Here is a 17,324-nt window from a genome sequence, read left to right as displayed (position 1 = left end):
GTGGAAAGATGGAACGTCTCGCGCTGCTCTCGGTGAGCGATAAGACAGGCCTCGCCGACTTCGCCCGCCGCTTATCGCAATGTGGGTTTGACCTGATTTCGACCGGGGGCACGGCCCGCAGCCTGCGCGAGGCGGGCTTGAACGTACGCGATGTCGCCGATCTCACCCAGTTTCCGGAAATGCTCGACGGCCGCGTTAAAACCCTGCATCCCCGCATCCACGGCGGCCTGCTCGGCCGCTGGGAGCTACCCGAGCATCAGGCCGCCATGCAGGCCCACGGCATCGCCCCAATTGCCGTCCTGGTCGTCAATCTTTACCCCTTCGAGCGCGTGGCCGCACGGGCGGGCGCCGACGGGGTCGAACGCGGTGAGTTGATTGAAAATATCGACATCGGGGGCCCCGCCATGGTGCGTTCGGGCGCCAAGAATTACGAGTCGGTCGCCGTCATCACCGATCCCGCTGATTACACCAGCGTGGCGGGCGAGTTGGAACAGCAGGGCAGCGTCAGCCTGGCCACGCGCTGGCGCCTCGCCCAAAAGGCGTTTCAGCGCACCGCCGCCTATGATGCCGCCATAGCCGCCACCCTCGGAAGCCTGCCCCCCGGCGAGCTGAATCAGCACGTCCGCCTCGCTGCCGCGGATCTCCCCCAACGCCTGCTGATCTCCGCTCCCCGCTTGCAGGTGCTCCGTTACGGTGAAAATCCCCACCAGCAGGCAGCGGTCTACAGCGATGCTGCCCAACCCGGAGGTCTCGCCCACGCCCAACTCCTGCACGGCAAGGAACTCTCCTATAACAACCTGGTCGATTTGCAGGCTGCCTGGGATCTGGCCGCCGAATTTGAGCTTCCGGCCGTGGCCATCATCAAGCACACCAACCCTGCCGGCTGTGCCACCGCAGCCACACAGAAGGAAGCCTACGAGCAGGCCCTGGCCTGCGATCCAGTCTCCGCCTATGGCGGCGTCGTCGGCCTGAACCAGCCCCTCGACGGCCCCACCGCCGAAGCCATGGCCGGCTTGTTTTTAGAATGCATTGCCGCACCCGGCTTCAGCCCAGAGGCCTTGGAACGGCTGCAAAAGAAGAAAAACCTGCGCTTGGTCCAGATCGCTCCAACGCCGTCGCCGCTCTCCGTCCGCAGCATCTCCGGCGGCTGGCTTGCCCAAACCGCAGACAGCGTCCAATTCCCGGCTGAAAACGGCTGGCGCGTCGTGACCCGCCTCGTGCCCACTGCCGAGCAGGAGCGCGCCCTGCGCTTCGGCTGGGCCGTGGCGAAACACGTCAAGAGCAACGCCATCGTTTTCGCCCGCGCCACCGCCGCTGGCGGCCAGACCCTGGCCGTGGGCGCCGGCCAAATGAGTCGTGTGGATTCGGTCAAACTGGCGGCCATGAAGGCCCAACTACCGCTCGCTGGCACCGCCGTCGCCAGCGATGCCTTCTTCCCGTTTCCGGATGGCATCGAAGCCGCCGCCACTCACGGCGCAACCTCCTTCATTCAGCCCGGTGGCTCCATCCACGATACCGATTGCATCGCCGCCTGCGACCGCCTCGGCCTCAGCATGGTCTTCACCGCCATGCGCCACTTTCGCCACTAATCTCACCCCACTCACCACCCTCCACCCACCACTGCTTTTACCAGCTTCCGTTCGATGAAGGCCGCCACATGGCGCAGGGTACTGAAGTTCGCGGGCACGAGCTCTCGGTCCTCGATGGCAACTCCGAAGTGTTGTTCCAGTGCGCTCGTAAGCGTGAGGACGCTGGTCGAATCGAGCAGGGTTTCAAACAATGGTGTGTCTAATTCCAGGCGTGTAGGCTTCGCGCTTGCCTCCGTCAGAATGATCGACTGCACTTGTTCTTGCACTGCGGTGAGAGGGTCGGCTGAATGGGTCATCGCTTTCTCGCGGGCGTTCGGTAACTAGGACAGAACCCGATATCCGCCTGGATGCCCTGGCGCGAACCGGAGCAGCCATTCTCGCCTTTCAGCTCACCTCTCATGGCGACAGCTAGGAGGAGACCTGAGCGCCAGCGGGCGGACCCTACCGGGAATCGAAGCCCGCACTCTAAGCGACCAACGGGAGCGACCAGGGCAAAAAGCGGCGAGCCACTCGTTTTCTCCCTTTGGATGTCCAACAACGCTGCCGTCGGCGTACTCCAATGGGAGGTGGAATTCTCCTGGACCGACGAACAGCACCAGAGCTACCGGCAGGCCCGCACCTTTGCCGAGCGTGAATTGTGCGTGCCGCGCGAGCCCCTGGCCGGCGCTGAGGGATGGCGCACCCGCTGGCGGCAGTGCGCTCATTTTGGCATCCAGGGTCTCAACCTGCCCACGGTCTACGGCGGCATGGGCCTGGACTCCTGCACCGCCGTTCATGTCCTCGAAGGGCTTGGGCGCGGTTGTGATGACAATGGCCTGCTGCTGTCGCTCGGGGCCCAAATCTGGAGCGTGAATGCGCCCCTGCTGGCCTTTGGCAGCGAACCGCAAAAATCCGAATGGTTGCCTCCTTTGGCACACGGAGAAGCGGTCGGCGCTTTTGCCTTAACCGAACCCGAGAGTGGTTCGGACGCCTATCACTTGCGCACCCGTGCCACCAAAGAGACCGGTGGCTATCGCCTCGAGGGCAGCAAAATTTATATCACGAACGCGCCTCTGGCTGATCTCTTTTTGGTCCTGGCAACGACCGATCCCAAAGTGGGCTATTTCGGCTTGACCGCCTTCCTGGTCGACCGCGGCCGCTGCGGCCTGGAGGTGGGGCCGCCGCTCCGCAAAATGGGATTGGAAACCAGCCCCATGGCGGAGGTGCGTTTCGAGGGCGTCTGGGTGCCTGCCGATGCCGTGGTCGGGGAAGTGGGCGGCGGCGGGGCGGTACTGGCCCACACCCTGGAATGGGAGCGGGGCTGCCTGCTCGCGCCTGCGCTCGGCACGATGGACCGCTTGCTGGAAGACACCGCGGTTTATACCCGTGCGCGCAAGCAGTTCGGCCGTCCCATCGTCGAGTTTGAAGCGGTCGGGCAGTTGCTGGCGGAGATGCGGCTGCGGCTGGAATTGTCGCGCCTGATGATGTATCACTTCGCCTGGCTTAAGGGGCGACAATCGTCGGCCGCGGTCGAAGCCAGCATGGTCAAGCTTTACGTCAGCGAAAGTCTGCGCCGCATCAGCGAGTTGGCGCTGCACTTGCACGGCACGGCCGGCTACATGCGCGAGCTCGAGTTCGAGCGCACCTGGCGCGACGCCATGGCCAGCAGTCTCTACTCCGGAACTACCGAAATGCAACTCAACCTGATCGCCGAGAGTCTGTTACGGCCGCGAGCCACGCCCGCCGCCGTGGCCAAACGCGAGGACTGCGCTGGGGCTTTCCGGGTGCCCAGCCCGGCCGGGCATCTAGCGGGTGGCGTGGCAGCGCCGCACCAGTCCCCGCGCCAGTCAGTGAGCCGGGAGGCGGAGTCATGATGCCGTATTTGTTGCCGCAGGCCGTCGAGCGCGCCTGCGCACGTTGGCCGAATCAGCTTGCCCTGATCGGTTCCCAAGGCGATACCCTCACCTATGCTGCCTTCGAACGCCGCAGCCGCGCTTGGGCGGGACGTCTGCAAGCGTCCGGTTGCCGCCCTGGCGCCCGCGTCGGTGTTTGGCTGCCCAAGTCGGTGGATGCCGTCGTCGCCTTGCTGGCGATCCTGCGCGCCGGTTGCGTCTACGTGCCGCTGGATCCTTGGGCGCCGGTTGCGCGCATCGAGGCCCTCGCCGCCGACTGTGGTCTATCGGTCCTGCTGGCTGGTGCCGAAAGTGTCGCCGGTGCCCGGCAGTGGGTCTCACCTCCTGGATGCTGCTGGGATGTTGCCGCCGAAGCCGTTTACGAGGAGGCCGTCGGCCCCTGGCGCCCGCCCGCAGGCACCAGCGACGAGGTTGCCTATATTCTTTACACCTCCGGTTCGACCGGCGTTCCCAAGGGCGTCATGCTCAGTCACGCCCATGCTCTCAACTTCATCGACTGGGCTGGCGAGCAAGTGGGTCTGGGGCCGGGCGATCGCGTCGCCAGCCATGCCCCGTTCCATTTCGATCTGTCGATTTTCGATCTCTGGGCCAGTTTGAGCCGCGGCGCCACCGTCTGTCTGCTCGACCCGGTCACCGCCCGCTTTCCGCGTGCCGTCGCCGACTGGATTGCCGAGCGCCGCATTACCGTTTGGTACTCGGTTCCCTCCGCCTTGGTGCAAATGGCGCCCCTGCTGCCGCAAGCTGTCGCCGGATCCAGCCTGCGCGCCGTGCTCTTCGCCGGCGAAATCTTCCCCGCTCCCGCCTTGCGCGCCTGGCGTGCCGCGCTCCCCCAAGCTGCCTTTCACAACTGGTATGGTCCGACGGAAACCAACGTCTGCACCCACTATGCGCTGCCTCCTGCCTCGGACGCCGGGGCTGCCACGGTCCCGGATCCACTGCCTATTGGCCGTGCCAGCCCGAATTTTCAGCTTGCTGCCTGCGATGACGCCGGGCTGCCGGTGCCCGTCGGAGAGGCCGGATTCCTCTGGGCCCGCGGCCCCGGCATCCTTACGGGCTATTGGGGTGATCCCGCACGCACCGCCCAGGTGACCTGCGAGCGCGAGGGACCCGGAGGCGTCCGCCAGCGCTGGTACAACACTGGTGATGTCGTCCGCCAGGATGCCGCCGGCGATTTCTATTTTCTCGGCCGCCGCGACCATCTCATCAAGTGCCGCGGCTATCGCGTGTCGCTTCCTGAAATCGAGCATGCCCTGGAGGCGTTGCCCCAGATCAAGCGCGCCGTGGTCATCCCCACTCCCGATGCCGCGCGCGCCACCGGCCTGCATGCCTTTGTCATGCCTGCCCATCCGGCGGCGCCGCCGCGGACCCCTGAACTCCTCGCCCTTCTCGGCCGGCAGCTACCCGCTTATATGCTGCCCGATGCCATCGAAATCTGCGAGTGTTTTCCCGAAACCTCCAGCGGTAAAGTGGACCGGCAGCAACTGCAACGCGCCGCCACCCCGTCAGCGTGAGGACCGCGTTCATGCCCAAACCTGCAGCTCCGGTCCTCTATCGCGGACTCCAGCGCCTGCTGCATCGTCTCCCCGAGGGTTGCGAGTTCCGGATCCACTCCATCGTCGCTCTCCAGCCCGGTCAGTTGCGCCTGCCGGCGCGTTTGCCGCGGGAAATGTCGGTGCGCTGGCTCACGCCTGCTGATGAATCGGGCTTGCAGCAACTGCGCCCCGCTGTCGGCGTGCCCTACCACGAGCGCTTTCAGAACGGCCATCGCTGCATCGGCGCCTACCTGCCGGGAAGCGGCGCGCCCCGCCTGGTGGCGTTCCTCTGGGTACTGCGCGGCCCGGCCCGCATGCCCGCTTCCTTTGGCTGTGCCTGGGACCTGTCGGCTACCCTCGCTTGGCTCTATGATTTGTTCTCCAGCCCGGGCGTCGTGGGCGCGATGCCGCACCTCTACCAGTTTTTGCGCCAGAACCCGCCCGGTCCGCACCTGTCCCACTGGATGGGACAACACGACTTGGGCAACCAGCGCTCGCGCATGGCCCACCTCAGCCTGGGTTTTTCCGTGCGCGCCCGGCTATGGAGTCTGCGCTGCGGCCGCTGGCTTCATCTCTCGCGCGCGGCCAGGTCTCCCCACTGGCGCTGGCACTCGCAGTCGGCCGCCATCCCGCTGTCGCTGTTCGTGGCCGGCGATCCCGTCCCCTTGGACTCTCCCGCGCCCCCGGTCGCGCTCCAACTCCAGTGCGGCTGTGGCAGTGAAGTCAGCTTTCGCGACGGCGCGGCCGTTTGCGGCGCCTGTGGCCGGCGGTTGGGATCGGAACGCGAGGGCGTCCTGGAATTGGGTGCCGAGCTGCCTTATTGGGGAGAGCTGCCGCAGTCCGCGATGCAGGCGCTGCTGCAGCAGGCGGAAGTCAGCGGCTGGCGTGCCGCCGTGCACGAACGGCTGCCGCCCCGCTTGGCAGATTATGTCACCGGTAACTCCCGCGCCGCCTTTCGCGAGTTGCTGCCCTTGCACGAGGGCGCGCGGCTGCTGAGCGTAGGTGCGGGCTGGGGCAGTCTCGCTGCGCCGCTGGCCAGCCATTACGACGTGGTCGCGCTCGAGGGCGTGAGCGAGCGTGCCCGCTTCATCGCTTTGCGGCGGTATCAGGATCAGTTGTCTCATCTCACCGTGATCCGTGGCAAAATGCAGCAGGCCTGCCTCGCGCCCCGGCAGTTTGACGCGATCATCGCCAACGGCGTGCTGGAATGGTCGGCGCTGGAGGACCTGCACGATCCTCCCCGCCCGGTCCAGCTCCGCTTTCTCGTCCGCTTGCGCGAGTTGCTCCGTCCAGGAGGGTTCATCTATATCGGCATCGAGAATCGCTTCGGCTGGCCCGCCCTGCGCGGCGCCGTCGATCACAGCGGCCGGCGCTATACCAGCGTGATGCCGCGTTTCCTGGCGCACCAGTTGTGCCTGCGCGGCCGCGGCTACCGTGCTGCCGGCAATGCCGGCTATCGCACCTACACCTATTCCCACCGCGGCTTCGGGCGCTTGTTTGCCGAAGCCGGGCTGCAAATCGAAGCCTCCTGGGTGAGTCCGGGCGGCTACAACTGTCCCACTCGCATGGTTCCTCTCCATCGAGATGCAATCCGCTTTGCCAGCCGCCGCCGTGAGGCCGTCTGGCCGCGGGCCTGGCTCAAATCCACCGCCGCGCAGGTTTGGATCTGGCGCTGGTTCGGTTCCGATTTCGCCTTTCTCCTCCGCGCAACTGCGGCTGTGCCCCGGGATTCTGAAGAGGGAACCGAACGGATTCCCGCGCATGCATGAATTGCTTCGTGAACGCCTCCAGGCGGCAGCGGTGCCTCCCGTGCTCGCCCAGTTTCCCTTGGATGGCGGAGCCCTGATCGCCGCCTTCGCCCCCAGCGGTGATCGCCGCCTCCGCTGGCTCGCCAAAACCGCCTACGGCCCGGCGGCCTGCCGCCGGCTGGAGGCCGAAGCGCGCGCCCTCAGCCTGCTGGCGCCGCTGGCCGCGGAACTCACGCTGCCCAGCTTGCTCGCCTTCCGCCACACCGGCGCGGGCGATGCGGCCTCGGCGTGTCTGGTGCAATCCGCGGTTGGCGGGCAGCGCATCCACTGCCGCTGGAACGGCTCGCCCCAGGCCCCGTTTCCGCGCCCCATGCAATTGGCACAGCGCTGGCTCGAACGGTTTCAGGAGAGTGCGTGCTCGCTGCCGCTATCGCTTCCCACTCTGGCGAAAGTCGGCGCAGACACCGCCTCCTGCGCCACCCAAGCCCTGCAAACCGATCCCAAACTGACGCCGCTGCTGGCTTGGGTGCCGCAGTTTTTTGCCACCCCCGGACCCTCCCTCCGGGCGGTAGCGATCCATGGCGATTTTTGGCCCGGCAACGTCCTGTGGGACGCCCGCTCCGATTCCGTCGGCGTCATCGACTGGAGTGGCTTCGGCGCCGGCTCCGCCCTCGATGACCTGCTCACCTGGATGACGCAAATGCCCGCCGGCCGCACCCAGCGCCCGCTCTCCCGCGTGCAGTCCTGGCCGGCCGTGCTATTCCGGCCCGGCCGGGCGCAGCAGAACCTCCTCGCCTGGTCGCAGCGCGCCGGCTATGATGCCGCTACCGCTCGCTATGCCCTGTATCTGTTCCTGGCGCGGCGGTTGCTGTGGGAGTTGGGATTCGGCCTGCAATCCCGTGGTCCCGCTGAACGGGATTGGACGCGTCGCGAGTGGTCCGCCGTGCTCACCTGGCTCGCCGAGCGCCAGTTTCCCACCCTCGGGACGACTTTTCCGGCACCGTTCGCTTGACAGCTTGCCTCAGGCATGCCATGTTGAGACGGTTCCATGACGGGGGCAAGATTGCGGCGCAAACAGGACGCGGCAAAGGAATCGGCCAACCGAGAGAAGGCTGATGTGGTGAGCGGGGCACAACACCAAGCGATAACTTTGGAGAGCAGGATCGAGAGCGTCGATCAGGCCGAGGCCGCCGCCGAGCGCGTCGCCGCCCGCGCCGGCTTCGACGAAGGCGAGCGGCACCGCATCGCCATGGCGGTGCGCGAAATCACTGTCAACGCCGTCATGCATGGCAACGCCTACGATCGCGCCAAGAAAGTCACCATCGAGTTTGAGATCTCACCGGGCGAGTTAGTGGTCAGTATCCGTGATCAGGGCGCGGGCTTTGATCTCGGCCGCATTGCCGATCCTCTCGCACCCGAGAACCTCCTGCGGCAGTCCGGCCGCGGCATCTTCCTGGCTCGGGCGTTTATGGATCAAGTCGACGTCAAGCCCGACCACCATGGCACCTCGGTCCGCCTGATCAAGCACCGGCAGGCGCCGCCGCTGCAACCTCCTCACGCGGGTCGTTCATAATCGAAGAGGAGGACGCGCAGCGCCGCCCCGCCTGCCGCAATGGTTCATGATGAAAGTGACCTGCCGCCGCATTGATTCGGTAACCGTGGTCGACCTGGCTGGCCGTATAACGCTCGGGGATGGAGCCACGCTCTTGCGCGAGACCCTCCGCGATCTGCTCGCCAGGGGCGAAACCCAGATTCTGCTGAACCTGGCCGAGGTCAGCTACATTGATAGCTCCGGCCTGGGCGAACTCGTGAGCGGCTTCAGTCTGGTGCGCAAAAGTGGTGGCGATCTGAAGCTGTTGCATTTGACCCGCAAAGTGCACGATCTGCTGAAAATTACCAAGCTCTTCACCGTCTTTGACGTCCAGGATGACGAGGCGCGTGCCATCGCGGCGTTTGCTGCGCCCGGCGAGTCTGCTGAGGCTTCGAATGCGCATTGATCCCCTGAAGACCGAGGCCACCGCGCCCGAGGTGCGCCCTCTGCTGGAGGAAATATACGCCCAGCGCGGCAACGTGCCCAACATGTTCCGCACCGTGGCCTACCGTCCGGAGTTGCTGCGCACCCTGCTGGCGCATTTCCGCGTGGTGATGGGCGAAGGTTCGGTTGCGGTCAAGCTGAAGGAGCTGCTCGCGGTTCGCGTCTCGCAAATCAACGACTGCCATTATTGACTGGCTTCACATTCCGCCTTGGCAAGGCGGCAGGGCTGGAATCAGGAAACTCTCGACCGGTTGGAGCGCTTCGAGCAGCTCGCCGAAATCGACGAACCCACGCGCGTCGCCTTGCGCTTCGCCGAACGCATGACCCGCGACTCCAACGCCGTGGACGACGAACTCTATGCCATCCTGCGGCGCCATTTCGACGAAGGCTCCATCATTGAATTGGCTGCCGTCATCGGTACCTTCAACTACTTCAACCGCTTCAACAACGTCCTGCAGATGGAACCCACTAAGCCGGGGCAGAGGTAAACTTTTCCTATGGATAAAGCACGCTTTGCCATGGGCTGTTTTTGGGGTTCTGAGGCCGCCTTCCGCCACCTGCCCGGCGTGACCGCCACCACGGTGGGTTATTCCGGCGGGAGCACCGTCGATCCGACCTATAAGCAGGTATGCAGCAATCGCACCGGCCACGCCGAAACCGTCGAAGTGGAATTCGATCCCGGTGTGGTCAGCTACGAAAAACTGCTGGACGTGTTTTGGGAGAACCATGATCCCACCACGCTCGATCGCCAGGGACCGGACGTGGGCAGCCAGTATCGTTCCGCAATCTTCTATCTCACCCCCGCGCAGGAGGCCGCCGCCCGCGCTTCGAAGCAAGCGCTGGAGACAAGCGGCGCGCTGCATCGGCCCGTCGTGACCACGATCACGCCCGCCGCGCCCTTTTATCGCGCCGAGGAATACCACCAGCAGTATCTCGAGAAAAACGGCATGGCAGCCTGCCACATGCCCAGTCGATGACTGGTGCGCGGCCCCGCGGGGCGACCCGCTTGCGCTCAGCAGGGCTGGGGGCCTCGTGACCCCAGCCCCTCCTGCGCGCATGAACCGGGGCTTCGCGCTGGTGACCGGCGCTAGCCGCGGCATTGGCGCCGCGCTGGCCGCCGCCCTGGCCCGCGCCGGCTACGACTTGCTGCTGACGGCGCGCAGCGCCGCCGACCTTGAGAGTCAGCGCGAACACCTGCAGAAGAGTGGCGGGGAAGTGCGGATAGTCTGCGCCGATCTGGCGCAGGGCGGCGCCGGGCAGGTCACCGCCGCCGCGGCGAATCTGCCGCTGACGCTGCTGGTCAACAACGCCGGCGTGGGCAGCTTTGGCGAATTCACCCTGCTGCCCGGGGAGCGCGAGCTCGAACAGGTGCGCTTGAATCTTGAAGCCACCATTGCCCTCACCCACGGCTTGCTCCCGCAGATGCTGCGCGCCGGTCGCGGCGCCATTCTGAACGTGGCCTCCACCGCGGCGCTCCAGCCGGTGCCCTACATGGCGACCTATGCGGCGACCAAAGTCTTCCTGCTGCATTTCAGCCTGGCGCTGCGCGAAGAGCTGCGCGGCTCGGGCATCCACGTCATGGCACTGTGCCCAGGCCCGACGCGAACCAATTTTTTTGCAGCCTCGCACTCGCCCCTGCCCCCCGGCCTGCAATCCGCCGAAGCTGTCGCCGCGCTGGCCCTGCGCGGCCTGCGCCAGCGCAAAGCTGTGGTGATTTGCCAGCCGCGAGCGGCGGCGCTCAGCGCCCTCGAACGACTGCTGCCGCGCACCACCGTGACCCATTTCGCTGGTAAAGTGGTCGGAGCTTGGAAGAATTCGAAATCGTCATCGTAGGCGCCGGCATCGTCGGCCTCGCGCTGGGGCGTGAACTGTTGCGCCGCGCGCCCGGTCTGCGGCTGGCCGTGCTCGAAAAAGAGCCCTCCGTTGCCGCACATCAAACCGGCCACAACAGCGGCGTCATTCACTCCGGCGTCTATTACCGCCCCGGTTCGCTCAAAGCCCGTCTCTGCGTAACCGGCGCCCGCGCCATGGTGGCGTACTGCCGCGAGCGTGGCCTCGCCCTGCAAATTCCCGGCAAGGTGATCGTGGCCACCTGCGCCGCCGAGCTGCCGCGCCTGCGCGAGGTCGAGCGCCGCGGCCGCGAAAACGGCGTCGAGGGGTTGCGCTGGCTGGGCGTCGCGGAACTGGCCGAAATCGAGCCGCACGTGCGTGGCCTCGCTGCGTTACATGTTCCCGTCACCGGCATTGTGGACTACGCCGAAGTGGCCCGCAGCTACGTCGCAGACATTCAGCAGCAGGGCGGGGAAGTGCATCTCGCCTCGGCGGTGCGCGGTTTCGGCCGCGAGGGCGCCGCCGTAGTCGTCAAGACTGTCCGCAGCGAGCTGCGCGCCCGCCAGGTGATCAACTGCGCCGGTCTGTTCGCCGATCGCATTGCCTCACTCGCCGGCAGCGCTGCCGCACGCCACGAATTCCGCATTCTCCCTTTTCGCGGCGAATATTACTCGCTGCGTCCCCCCGCAGCGGCGCTCCTCCACGGTTTGGTCTATCCCGTGCCCGATCCCCGCTTTCCGTTTCTCGGCGTCCATTTCACCCCCCGCGTGCACGGCGGCGTCGAAGCCGGGCCCAGTGCCGTCCTCGCCTGGAAGCGCGAAGGCTACCGTCGCACCGATTTCAGCTTCGCCGACCTGGCCGCCATGGCCGGTTACACCGGTTTCTGGGCCATGGCGGCGCGCTACTGGCGCAAGGGCTTAGGCGAGCAATACCGCTCACTCCATCGCCGTGCTTATATCCGTGCTTTGCGGGTGCTCGTGCCGGAACTGCGCGACGCCGATGTTGGCCCTGGCGGTGCCGGCGTCCGCGCCCAGGTCGTCCTGCGCAACGGCAAACTTCTGGATGATTTTCATGTCCTGCGCGACGGCCTTTTTACCCACGTCATCAATGTCCCTTCACCCGCCGCTACCGCCTCGCTGGCCATCGCCGGCTATCTCGCCGCCTTGCTCGAAACCCGAAACTGAAACGCGCGCGAGCCGCCTATAATCTCTAAATGCGGAACTCACGATTGGCTGTCCTGCTCGTGGCCGTTGCCGTGGCAATGGGATCGGCGAGTCTTCTGGCGCAAGCACCTGGCGGCGTTCTCCGCGCCCGGCTCTCCAACGGCCTGCGCGTCATCATCGTGCGCAACACGCTCGCGCCTGTGGTAACTACCATGGTCAATTATCAGGTGGGCTCCAACGAGACCCCAGCCGGCTTTCCCGGCCTTGCCCACGCGCAGGAACACATGATGTTCCGCGGCAGTCCCGGCCTGACCAAGGACCAGCTCAGCGAAATCACCGCCGCCATGGGCGGCAACTTCAACGCGGATACCCAGCAGACGGTAACCCAATACTTCTTCACCGTTCCCGCGGAGGATGTCAGCCTGGCGCTGCACATTGCCGCGGCGCGTATGAACGCGGTGGACGACTCCCAGGCGCAATGGGAGCAGGAGCGCGGCGCCATCGAGCAGGAGGTTGCCGCCGATCACTCCAACCCGAGCTACAAGTTTTATCTCCAGCTCTTGAAGGCGATGTACAAGGGTACGCCGCTCGAGAACTCCGGCCTGGGCACCCGCCCCAGCTTCGATAAAACCACCGCAGTCATGATGCAGAAGTTTTACCGCGACTGGTACGCCCCCAACAATGCCGTCCTGGTCATTGCCGGCGATCTGGATCCGGCCGCGACCCTGGCTCAGGTCAAATCGCTCTTCACTTCGATTCCCGCGAAGAAATTGCCGGCGCGCCCGGTCATTCATCTGCAGCCCGTGACCCCCGCCACCCTCCATCTCACCAGCGATTTCCCCTATGGCGCAGCCTACGTTGCTTTTCGCATGCCCGGCACCTCTTCGCCCGACTACGCTGCCGCCGACGTGCTCGCGGATGTGCTCGCCAGCCAGCGCGCCGCATTGTTTGGCCTGGTCCCGCAAGGCAAGGCCCTGTTTGCGACCTTCGAGATGATTCCGCAGGCGCAGGCCAGCGTCGGCATGGCCTTTGCCGCCTATCCCGGCTCGCAGGGCGGCGACACGCTGCTGCAGGAAATGCAGGCCATCCTTGCCGCCGACGTTAAAAACGGTGTCGATCCCAGTCTGGTCGAAGCCGCCAAGCGTGACGAGCTGCTCGCTGCCGAGTTGAATAAAAATTCCATCAGCGGCCTGGCCGATGCGTGGTCGCAAGCGGTCGCTATTGAGGGCCGCAACTCGCCTCAGGACGATCTCGACGCCATCCAGAAAGTCACCGTTACACAGGTGAACGCCGTCGCCAAAAAGTATCTGCAGCCCGCGCACGCAATTCAGGCGCTGCTCGTGCCGCAACCCTCGGGCAAACCGCTCTCCCACGCCTCCTTCGGCGGCGCCGAATCGTTTACCCCCAAGACCGTCAAGACGGTGACGCTGCCCAAGTGGGCTTCGGCCACCCTGTTCCAGCTCACCGCCCCCGCACCCACCACCCATCCCGTGGTCACCACGCTGAGCAACGGCCTGAAGCTCATCATCCAGCCGGAAAAGATCAACGACACTGTGAGCATCTTCGGCGACATCCGCAGCGAATCCAATCTCGAGTCGCCGCCCCATCAAAAGGGCATCGGTGAGATCGTCGATGGCTTGTTCACCTACGGCACCACCACCCTCGACCGCCTGGCCTACCAAAAGGCGCTCGACGAAATCGGCGCCAACGAATCCGCCGGCACCTCTTTCTCCCTGCAAGTGCTGGCCTCGCATTTTGATCGTGGTCTGCAATTGCTGGCCGACAACGAGCTGCATCCGGCGATGCCCGCGCGCGCTTTTACGGTCACCCAGCGGCAAATGGCGGGTCTCGCTGCCGGTCAGCTTCGCAGTCCCGGTTATCTCGCCGGCCGCTCCCTGCAGCAGGCGCTGGTGCCTGCCGGTGATCCCACGCTGCGCCAAAGCCTGCCCGCCAACCTCATGAAACTGACCTTGGCGCAGGCCCAAGCCTACTACCAACAGGTCTACCGCCCCGATCTCGCCACCATCGTCGTGATTGGCAACATCTCCCCCGCCGTAGCCGAAGCTGAAGTCAAGAAATACTTTGGCGGTTGGCACAGCCAGGGCCCAACCCCCAACGTCGTGTTGCCCGCCGTGCCCGCCAATAAGCCCAATTCCAGCGTTGTGCCTGATCCCAGCCGCGTGCAGGACAGCGTCACCCTGGCCGAGACCGTCGGCATGAACCGCTACAACCAGGACTACTATGCTCTGCAGTTGGGCAACTATGTCCTCGGTGGCGGTTTCTATGCCAGCCGCCTCTACCGCGATCTGCGCGAGAATGGCGGCCTGGTTTACTTTGTGAACTCTTCCTTCAGCGCCGGCCGCTCCCGCGCAACCTATAGCGTCAACTTCGGCTGCGATCCCGACAAGACGGCGCGCGCGCATGCCATGGTTGTGCGTGACTTGCAACAGATGCAGAGCGAGCCGGTCCCCGCCTTCCATCTCACCGAAGCCAAGGCGGAACTACTGCGCCAGATTCCTCTCGCCTCCGCCAGCATCGGCAGTATCGCCCGCGGCTGGCTGTCGCGCACCAGCCTCGGCCTGCCCCTCGACGAACCCTCAATGGCGGCGCAAGCCTACCTGAAGCTGACCGCTCCCGAAGTCCAGGCGGCCTTCCGCAAGTGGGTCAATCCGCAGCGGCTGGTGCAGGTGGTGCAGGGTCCTGCGCCGGCGAAGTAGCGTTTAGCGGCTCGGGGCGGCTACCGCCTGCCGGTTCCAATCCTGTAGCGGGTAGGCATGTACGCATTCGGGGCACTGGGCATTCTGCGCCCGCACGTGGCAGTTGGGGCAAATACCGCCGTGCGCGAAGATGTCATAGCCGTTCCCGCAGCCGTTGCAGCGCCATAGCGGCGCAGCCGGCGGCGGCGCTTGGCACCAGGGACACGCCCAACCCTCATGGTGTGGCAGCTTCGACAGCTTCCAAAGCACCTGCCCGCTGCGCAGCCCGCGCCAGCAGTAAAACAAAATGAAAACGGTGATCGCCGCCAGCCACAGGTCGCCCAGCATCCACGCCAGCGCAAACAGGCCGGCCACACCGATGAAACCGACGACCGCCGCCGCCACCAGGCTCTTCGCCCGCCCCAGCGGAAACCACAGCAGCGACCGCAGTATCTGTCCGCCATCGAGCGGGTACACCGGCAGAATGTTGAACAGCAGCAGTGCGATGTTAATCAGATACACCGCGTGCACGAACCGGAACATATCCAGACTCGTCCAGGGCACCCGCAGCAGCGGGTACAGGATCGGGATCAGCACCACATTCACCAGCGGACCGGCGCAAATGGCCCACAGTGTCGCGCCCGGACGCACCGGCGGATCCACATAGGCGATGCCGCCGAACGGCCACAGCAGAATCCGGTCCGCATGGCCGCCGACCTGCCGTGTCGCCAGCGCATGTCCAAATTCATGCAGGGTCACGATGGCAAACAGCGCCAGAATTTCCAGCACCGGCCAGATCGGGCTCGAGTACGCGTGCGCGCGGTCCTCAAACTCCAGCAGCAGCACCAGAAACCAGCTCCAGTGCAGGTACAGATCGATGCGCAGAATCCGCGCTAAATGCCAAGTCCCCTTCGGTCCCATTCTCCCTATTGTCGCTTATTGCGCAGCAGCGGCTTGGGCCACTGGGTCCCAAGCTGCTGCGAGCAAAAGCGGGTTGCGCGGCGAAGCCGCGCAGGGCCCCGCGCCAGTTATTGCGCAGCGGCGGCTTGGGCTTCATACAGGCGCCGGTACAGCCGCTCCCGCCTCTCGGCGCGCGCCGAGGCGCTGGTCACGAAGCGCACGCACAGATCCATCAGCTCGTACCCGCCCGGCTTAACCACCGCTGTAGGCGCCAGTGAAACTTCCGACTTCCATTCGTGCGCGGCCTTTTCGGCGTCTTCTTTTGTTTCGTGTTCCACCAGTTTTTCGATTTCGCGCAGGTTGGGCAGCGCGGCGCCGTCCCGCAGCGGAATGCGGATTTCATCCCAGAGCCATTGGCCGCGCGAAGCCAGCTTGAGGTACGGCCCGGTAAAGACGAATCGGTTCGGAAACATCACCCGCCGGCCGGTCGTCTGACCCGGCTCGGTCCAATTACCGGCTTCCCGCAGCGTCGTTTGCAGCAGCGTGAATTCCACCACCTCGCCGCTGATGTGGTCAATCTCGACCCAGTCTCCCGGCGCCAGGCCGCGCTTGCCAATCAGCACGAACCAGCCCGCGAAACTCAGGATCGGATCCTGCAACGCCACCGCCAGACCGGCGCCGGTCAGGCCCAAAAATGTCATCCATTGCGCCGGGCTTCCGATCAGCGTCAACAGCACCCAGATCACGCCGATCACCTCCAGCGTGAAGCGCAGTATGCGCCGCAGCGTGTGCCGCCGCCGCCGTTCCGTCCGCGTTTTGCCGAGGACGCCGCCCACCAGCCAGTCCAGCAGGAACAACACCGCAACCCCGATCAGAACTCCCAGCAGCATGCCCAGGGCATCGTGCAGCGCCAACTCTTCCTGCGACTGCCCGATCCCCGCCCATCGTTCGTAGACTTGGGCCAAGTCGCCATCGAGTTGCGCCGCATGATCGAACCCGATCAGTCGCCGTTGCCCGGCGGCGAGCGCCTGAGCACTGGCGGCGACCTGCGCCGCTTGCTGATCAGCGGCGCCCCCCGCATGTAGCTTTTGGAGCTGCCCCATCGCTCCCGACATCTGTTGCAGGTTTTGGGACTCGGCTCGAGCCAGCTGCGTGTGCAACTGGTTGTGCGCGTTCTGTGCTGCCGCCGCGGCGCCCGCCGCCTCCGTTTGCGACCAGCTCAGCGCCTTTTCTTTCGCCCGCAGAAGCTGCCAGCTCTTCGCCAACGCCACCAGGCCATGCGAACTTTCCGGATTCCGGTCCGTCGACTGTTGCTGCCACTGCGTCCGCCACTTCCGCCCCGCCGCATCCGCCGCCGCTTGGGCCGCCTTTTGTTGTGCCTCGGCGCTGCTGGCGTTGGGCGCGCTGCGTCCGGCTCGGGCGAGATCTTCCTGGGCATCCGCCAGCCGCGCCTGATCGAGCGCAAGCTGCGCCTGGTTTAACTGAATTTGTGCCAGCAACTGCGGCCGGTTCAAAGGCGTGGCATGCGCGAGCTTTAGCTGCAGGGCCGCAAGCTCGGCCTGCTCCCCCTGTAGCTCGGCCTCATTCGTTCGGGCCCGGTCCCAGAGCGGCCCGGTATGGTTGTGGTGCGCTTGGGCGGCTTCAGCCATTTGCTGCCGCAGGGCGTCGTGGACCAGCGTCTGCGCCAGCGATTCCGCCTGGCCCGCGAGTTGGGTTTCGGCCGGCGTGTCTGCCAGGCCCGACATCGCCCGCGCGATCGCCAGCGGCCGCTCCGAGGCGGGTACGCTCGAGTGCGAGCTCGCCGTTGCCGGGAAGCCGGCGGTGCTCACCGCGCTTTCGGTGATTCCCCACGCCACCGCGGCGATTGCCAGCAGTGCAAAAAACAGTATCCAGCCCGCTCGCCGCAGCAACATGCAAGTTCTTCCATTTTAACCCGCCG

Annotated in this window: 16 protein-coding genes; 13 read left to right on the top strand and 3 right to left on the bottom strand. The window is 65.5% G+C overall.

The annotated features are described in order from the left end of the window. Nucleotides 1-8 precede the first annotated feature (8 nt). Nucleotides 9-1,589: a bifunctional phosphoribosylaminoimidazolecarboxamide formyltransferase/IMP cyclohydrolase gene (gene purH / locus EPN33_10075; protein ID TAN21992.1), complete on the top strand. Its 1,581-nt coding sequence runs from the start codon at nucleotides 9-11 to the stop codon at nucleotides 1,587-1,589. 11 nt (nucleotides 1,590-1,600) lie between these two features. Here the strand turns inward: purH and EPN33_10070 are convergent, their stop codons facing one another. Next, nucleotides 1,601-1,885, bottom strand: a complete 285-nt coding sequence (locus tag EPN33_10070; GenBank protein TAN21991.1) for an acyl carrier protein — start codon at nucleotides 1,883-1,885, stop codon at nucleotides 1,601-1,603. A gap of 51 nt (nucleotides 1,886-1,936) precedes the next feature. Between EPN33_10070 and EPN33_10065 the strand changes: the two genes are divergently transcribed. From EPN33_10065 to EPN33_10010, 12 genes are all read left to right on the top strand, one after another. Beyond that, nucleotides 1,937-3,442, top strand: coding sequence for an acyl-CoA dehydrogenase (locus EPN33_10065; GenBank protein TAN21990.1), 1,506 nt, complete (start codon nucleotides 1,937-1,939; stop codon nucleotides 3,440-3,442). After that, nucleotides 3,439-4,992: an amino acid adenylation domain-containing protein gene (locus EPN33_10060; protein TAN21989.1), complete on the top strand. Its 1,554-nt coding sequence runs from the start codon at nucleotides 3,439-3,441 to the stop codon at nucleotides 4,990-4,992. The genes EPN33_10065 and EPN33_10060 overlap by 4 nt, the downstream gene beginning before the upstream one ends. Nucleotides 4,993-5,003: 11 nt before the next feature. Continuing rightward, nucleotides 5,004-6,782, top strand: a complete 1,779-nt coding sequence (locus EPN33_10055; protein TAN21988.1) for a class I SAM-dependent methyltransferase — start codon at nucleotides 5,004-5,006, stop codon at nucleotides 6,780-6,782. Further along, on the top strand, nucleotides 6,598-7,773 hold the full coding sequence (locus tag EPN33_10050) for a hypothetical protein (GenBank protein TAN21987.1): 1,176 nt from the start codon (nucleotides 6,598-6,600) through the stop codon (nucleotides 7,771-7,773). Before EPN33_10055 ends, EPN33_10050 begins: the two co-directional genes overlap by 185 nt. Nucleotides 7,774-7,809: 36 nt before the next feature. Beyond that, nucleotides 7,810-8,334, top strand: a complete 525-nt coding sequence (locus tag EPN33_10045) for an ATP-binding protein (protein ID TAN21986.1) — start codon at nucleotides 7,810-7,812, stop codon at nucleotides 8,332-8,334. 49 nt (nucleotides 8,335-8,383) lie between these two features. Beyond that, on the top strand, nucleotides 8,384-8,758 hold the full coding sequence (locus EPN33_10040) for an anti-sigma factor antagonist (GenBank protein ID TAN22164.1): 375 nt from the start codon (nucleotides 8,384-8,386) through the stop codon (nucleotides 8,756-8,758). Next, complete coding sequence (locus EPN33_10035; protein TAN21985.1) at nucleotides 8,688-8,987, top strand: hypothetical protein; 300 nt, start codon at nucleotides 8,688-8,690, stop codon at nucleotides 8,985-8,987. Before EPN33_10040 ends, EPN33_10035 begins: the two co-directional genes overlap by 71 nt. Nucleotides 8,988-9,005: 18 nt before the next feature. Beyond that, complete coding sequence (locus EPN33_10030) at nucleotides 9,006-9,284, top strand: carboxymuconolactone decarboxylase family protein (GenBank protein TAN21984.1); 279 nt, start codon at nucleotides 9,006-9,008, stop codon at nucleotides 9,282-9,284. A 9-nt stretch (nucleotides 9,285-9,293) separates the two neighbouring features. Next, entirely contained in the window at nucleotides 9,294-9,773 is a 480-nt protein-coding gene (gene msrA / locus EPN33_10025) for a peptide-methionine (S)-S-oxide reductase (GenBank protein ID TAN21983.1), read from the top strand. A gap of 79 nt (nucleotides 9,774-9,852) precedes the next feature. Continuing rightward, nucleotides 9,853-10,629, top strand: coding sequence for an SDR family oxidoreductase (locus tag EPN33_10020; GenBank protein TAN21982.1), 777 nt, complete (start codon nucleotides 9,853-9,855; stop codon nucleotides 10,627-10,629). Further along, on the top strand, nucleotides 10,602-11,810 hold the full coding sequence (locus EPN33_10015) for an L-2-hydroxyglutarate oxidase (protein ID TAN21981.1): 1,209 nt from the start codon (nucleotides 10,602-10,604) through the stop codon (nucleotides 11,808-11,810). Before EPN33_10020 ends, EPN33_10015 begins: the two co-directional genes overlap by 28 nt. Before the next feature lie 29 nt (nucleotides 11,811-11,839). Further along, entirely contained in the window at nucleotides 11,840-14,506 is a 2,667-nt protein-coding gene (locus EPN33_10010; GenBank protein ID TAN21980.1) for an insulinase family protein, read from the top strand. 3 nt (nucleotides 14,507-14,509) lie between these two features. Here EPN33_10010 and EPN33_10005 read toward each other — a convergent pair whose 3' ends face one another. Together EPN33_10005 and EPN33_10000 are read right to left on the bottom strand one after the other, a co-directional pair. Then, nucleotides 14,510-15,406: a peptidase M50 gene (locus EPN33_10005; protein ID TAN21979.1), complete on the bottom strand. Its 897-nt coding sequence runs from the start codon at nucleotides 15,404-15,406 to the stop codon at nucleotides 14,510-14,512. A gap of 107 nt (nucleotides 15,407-15,513) precedes the next feature. Beyond that, on the bottom strand, nucleotides 15,514-17,298 hold the full coding sequence (locus tag EPN33_10000; protein ID TAN21978.1) for a mechanosensitive ion channel: 1,785 nt from the start codon (nucleotides 17,296-17,298) through the stop codon (nucleotides 15,514-15,516). Nucleotides 17,299-17,324: the final 26 nt, after the last annotated feature.

It is taken from the genome of Acidobacteriota bacterium (assembly GCA_004299485.1).
Classification (GTDB): domain Bacteria; phylum Acidobacteriota; class Terriglobia; order Terriglobales; family SCQP01; genus SCQP01.
Note: the sequence above shows the minus strand (reverse complement) of the source record. Positions and strands in the feature narration are given on the sequence as shown.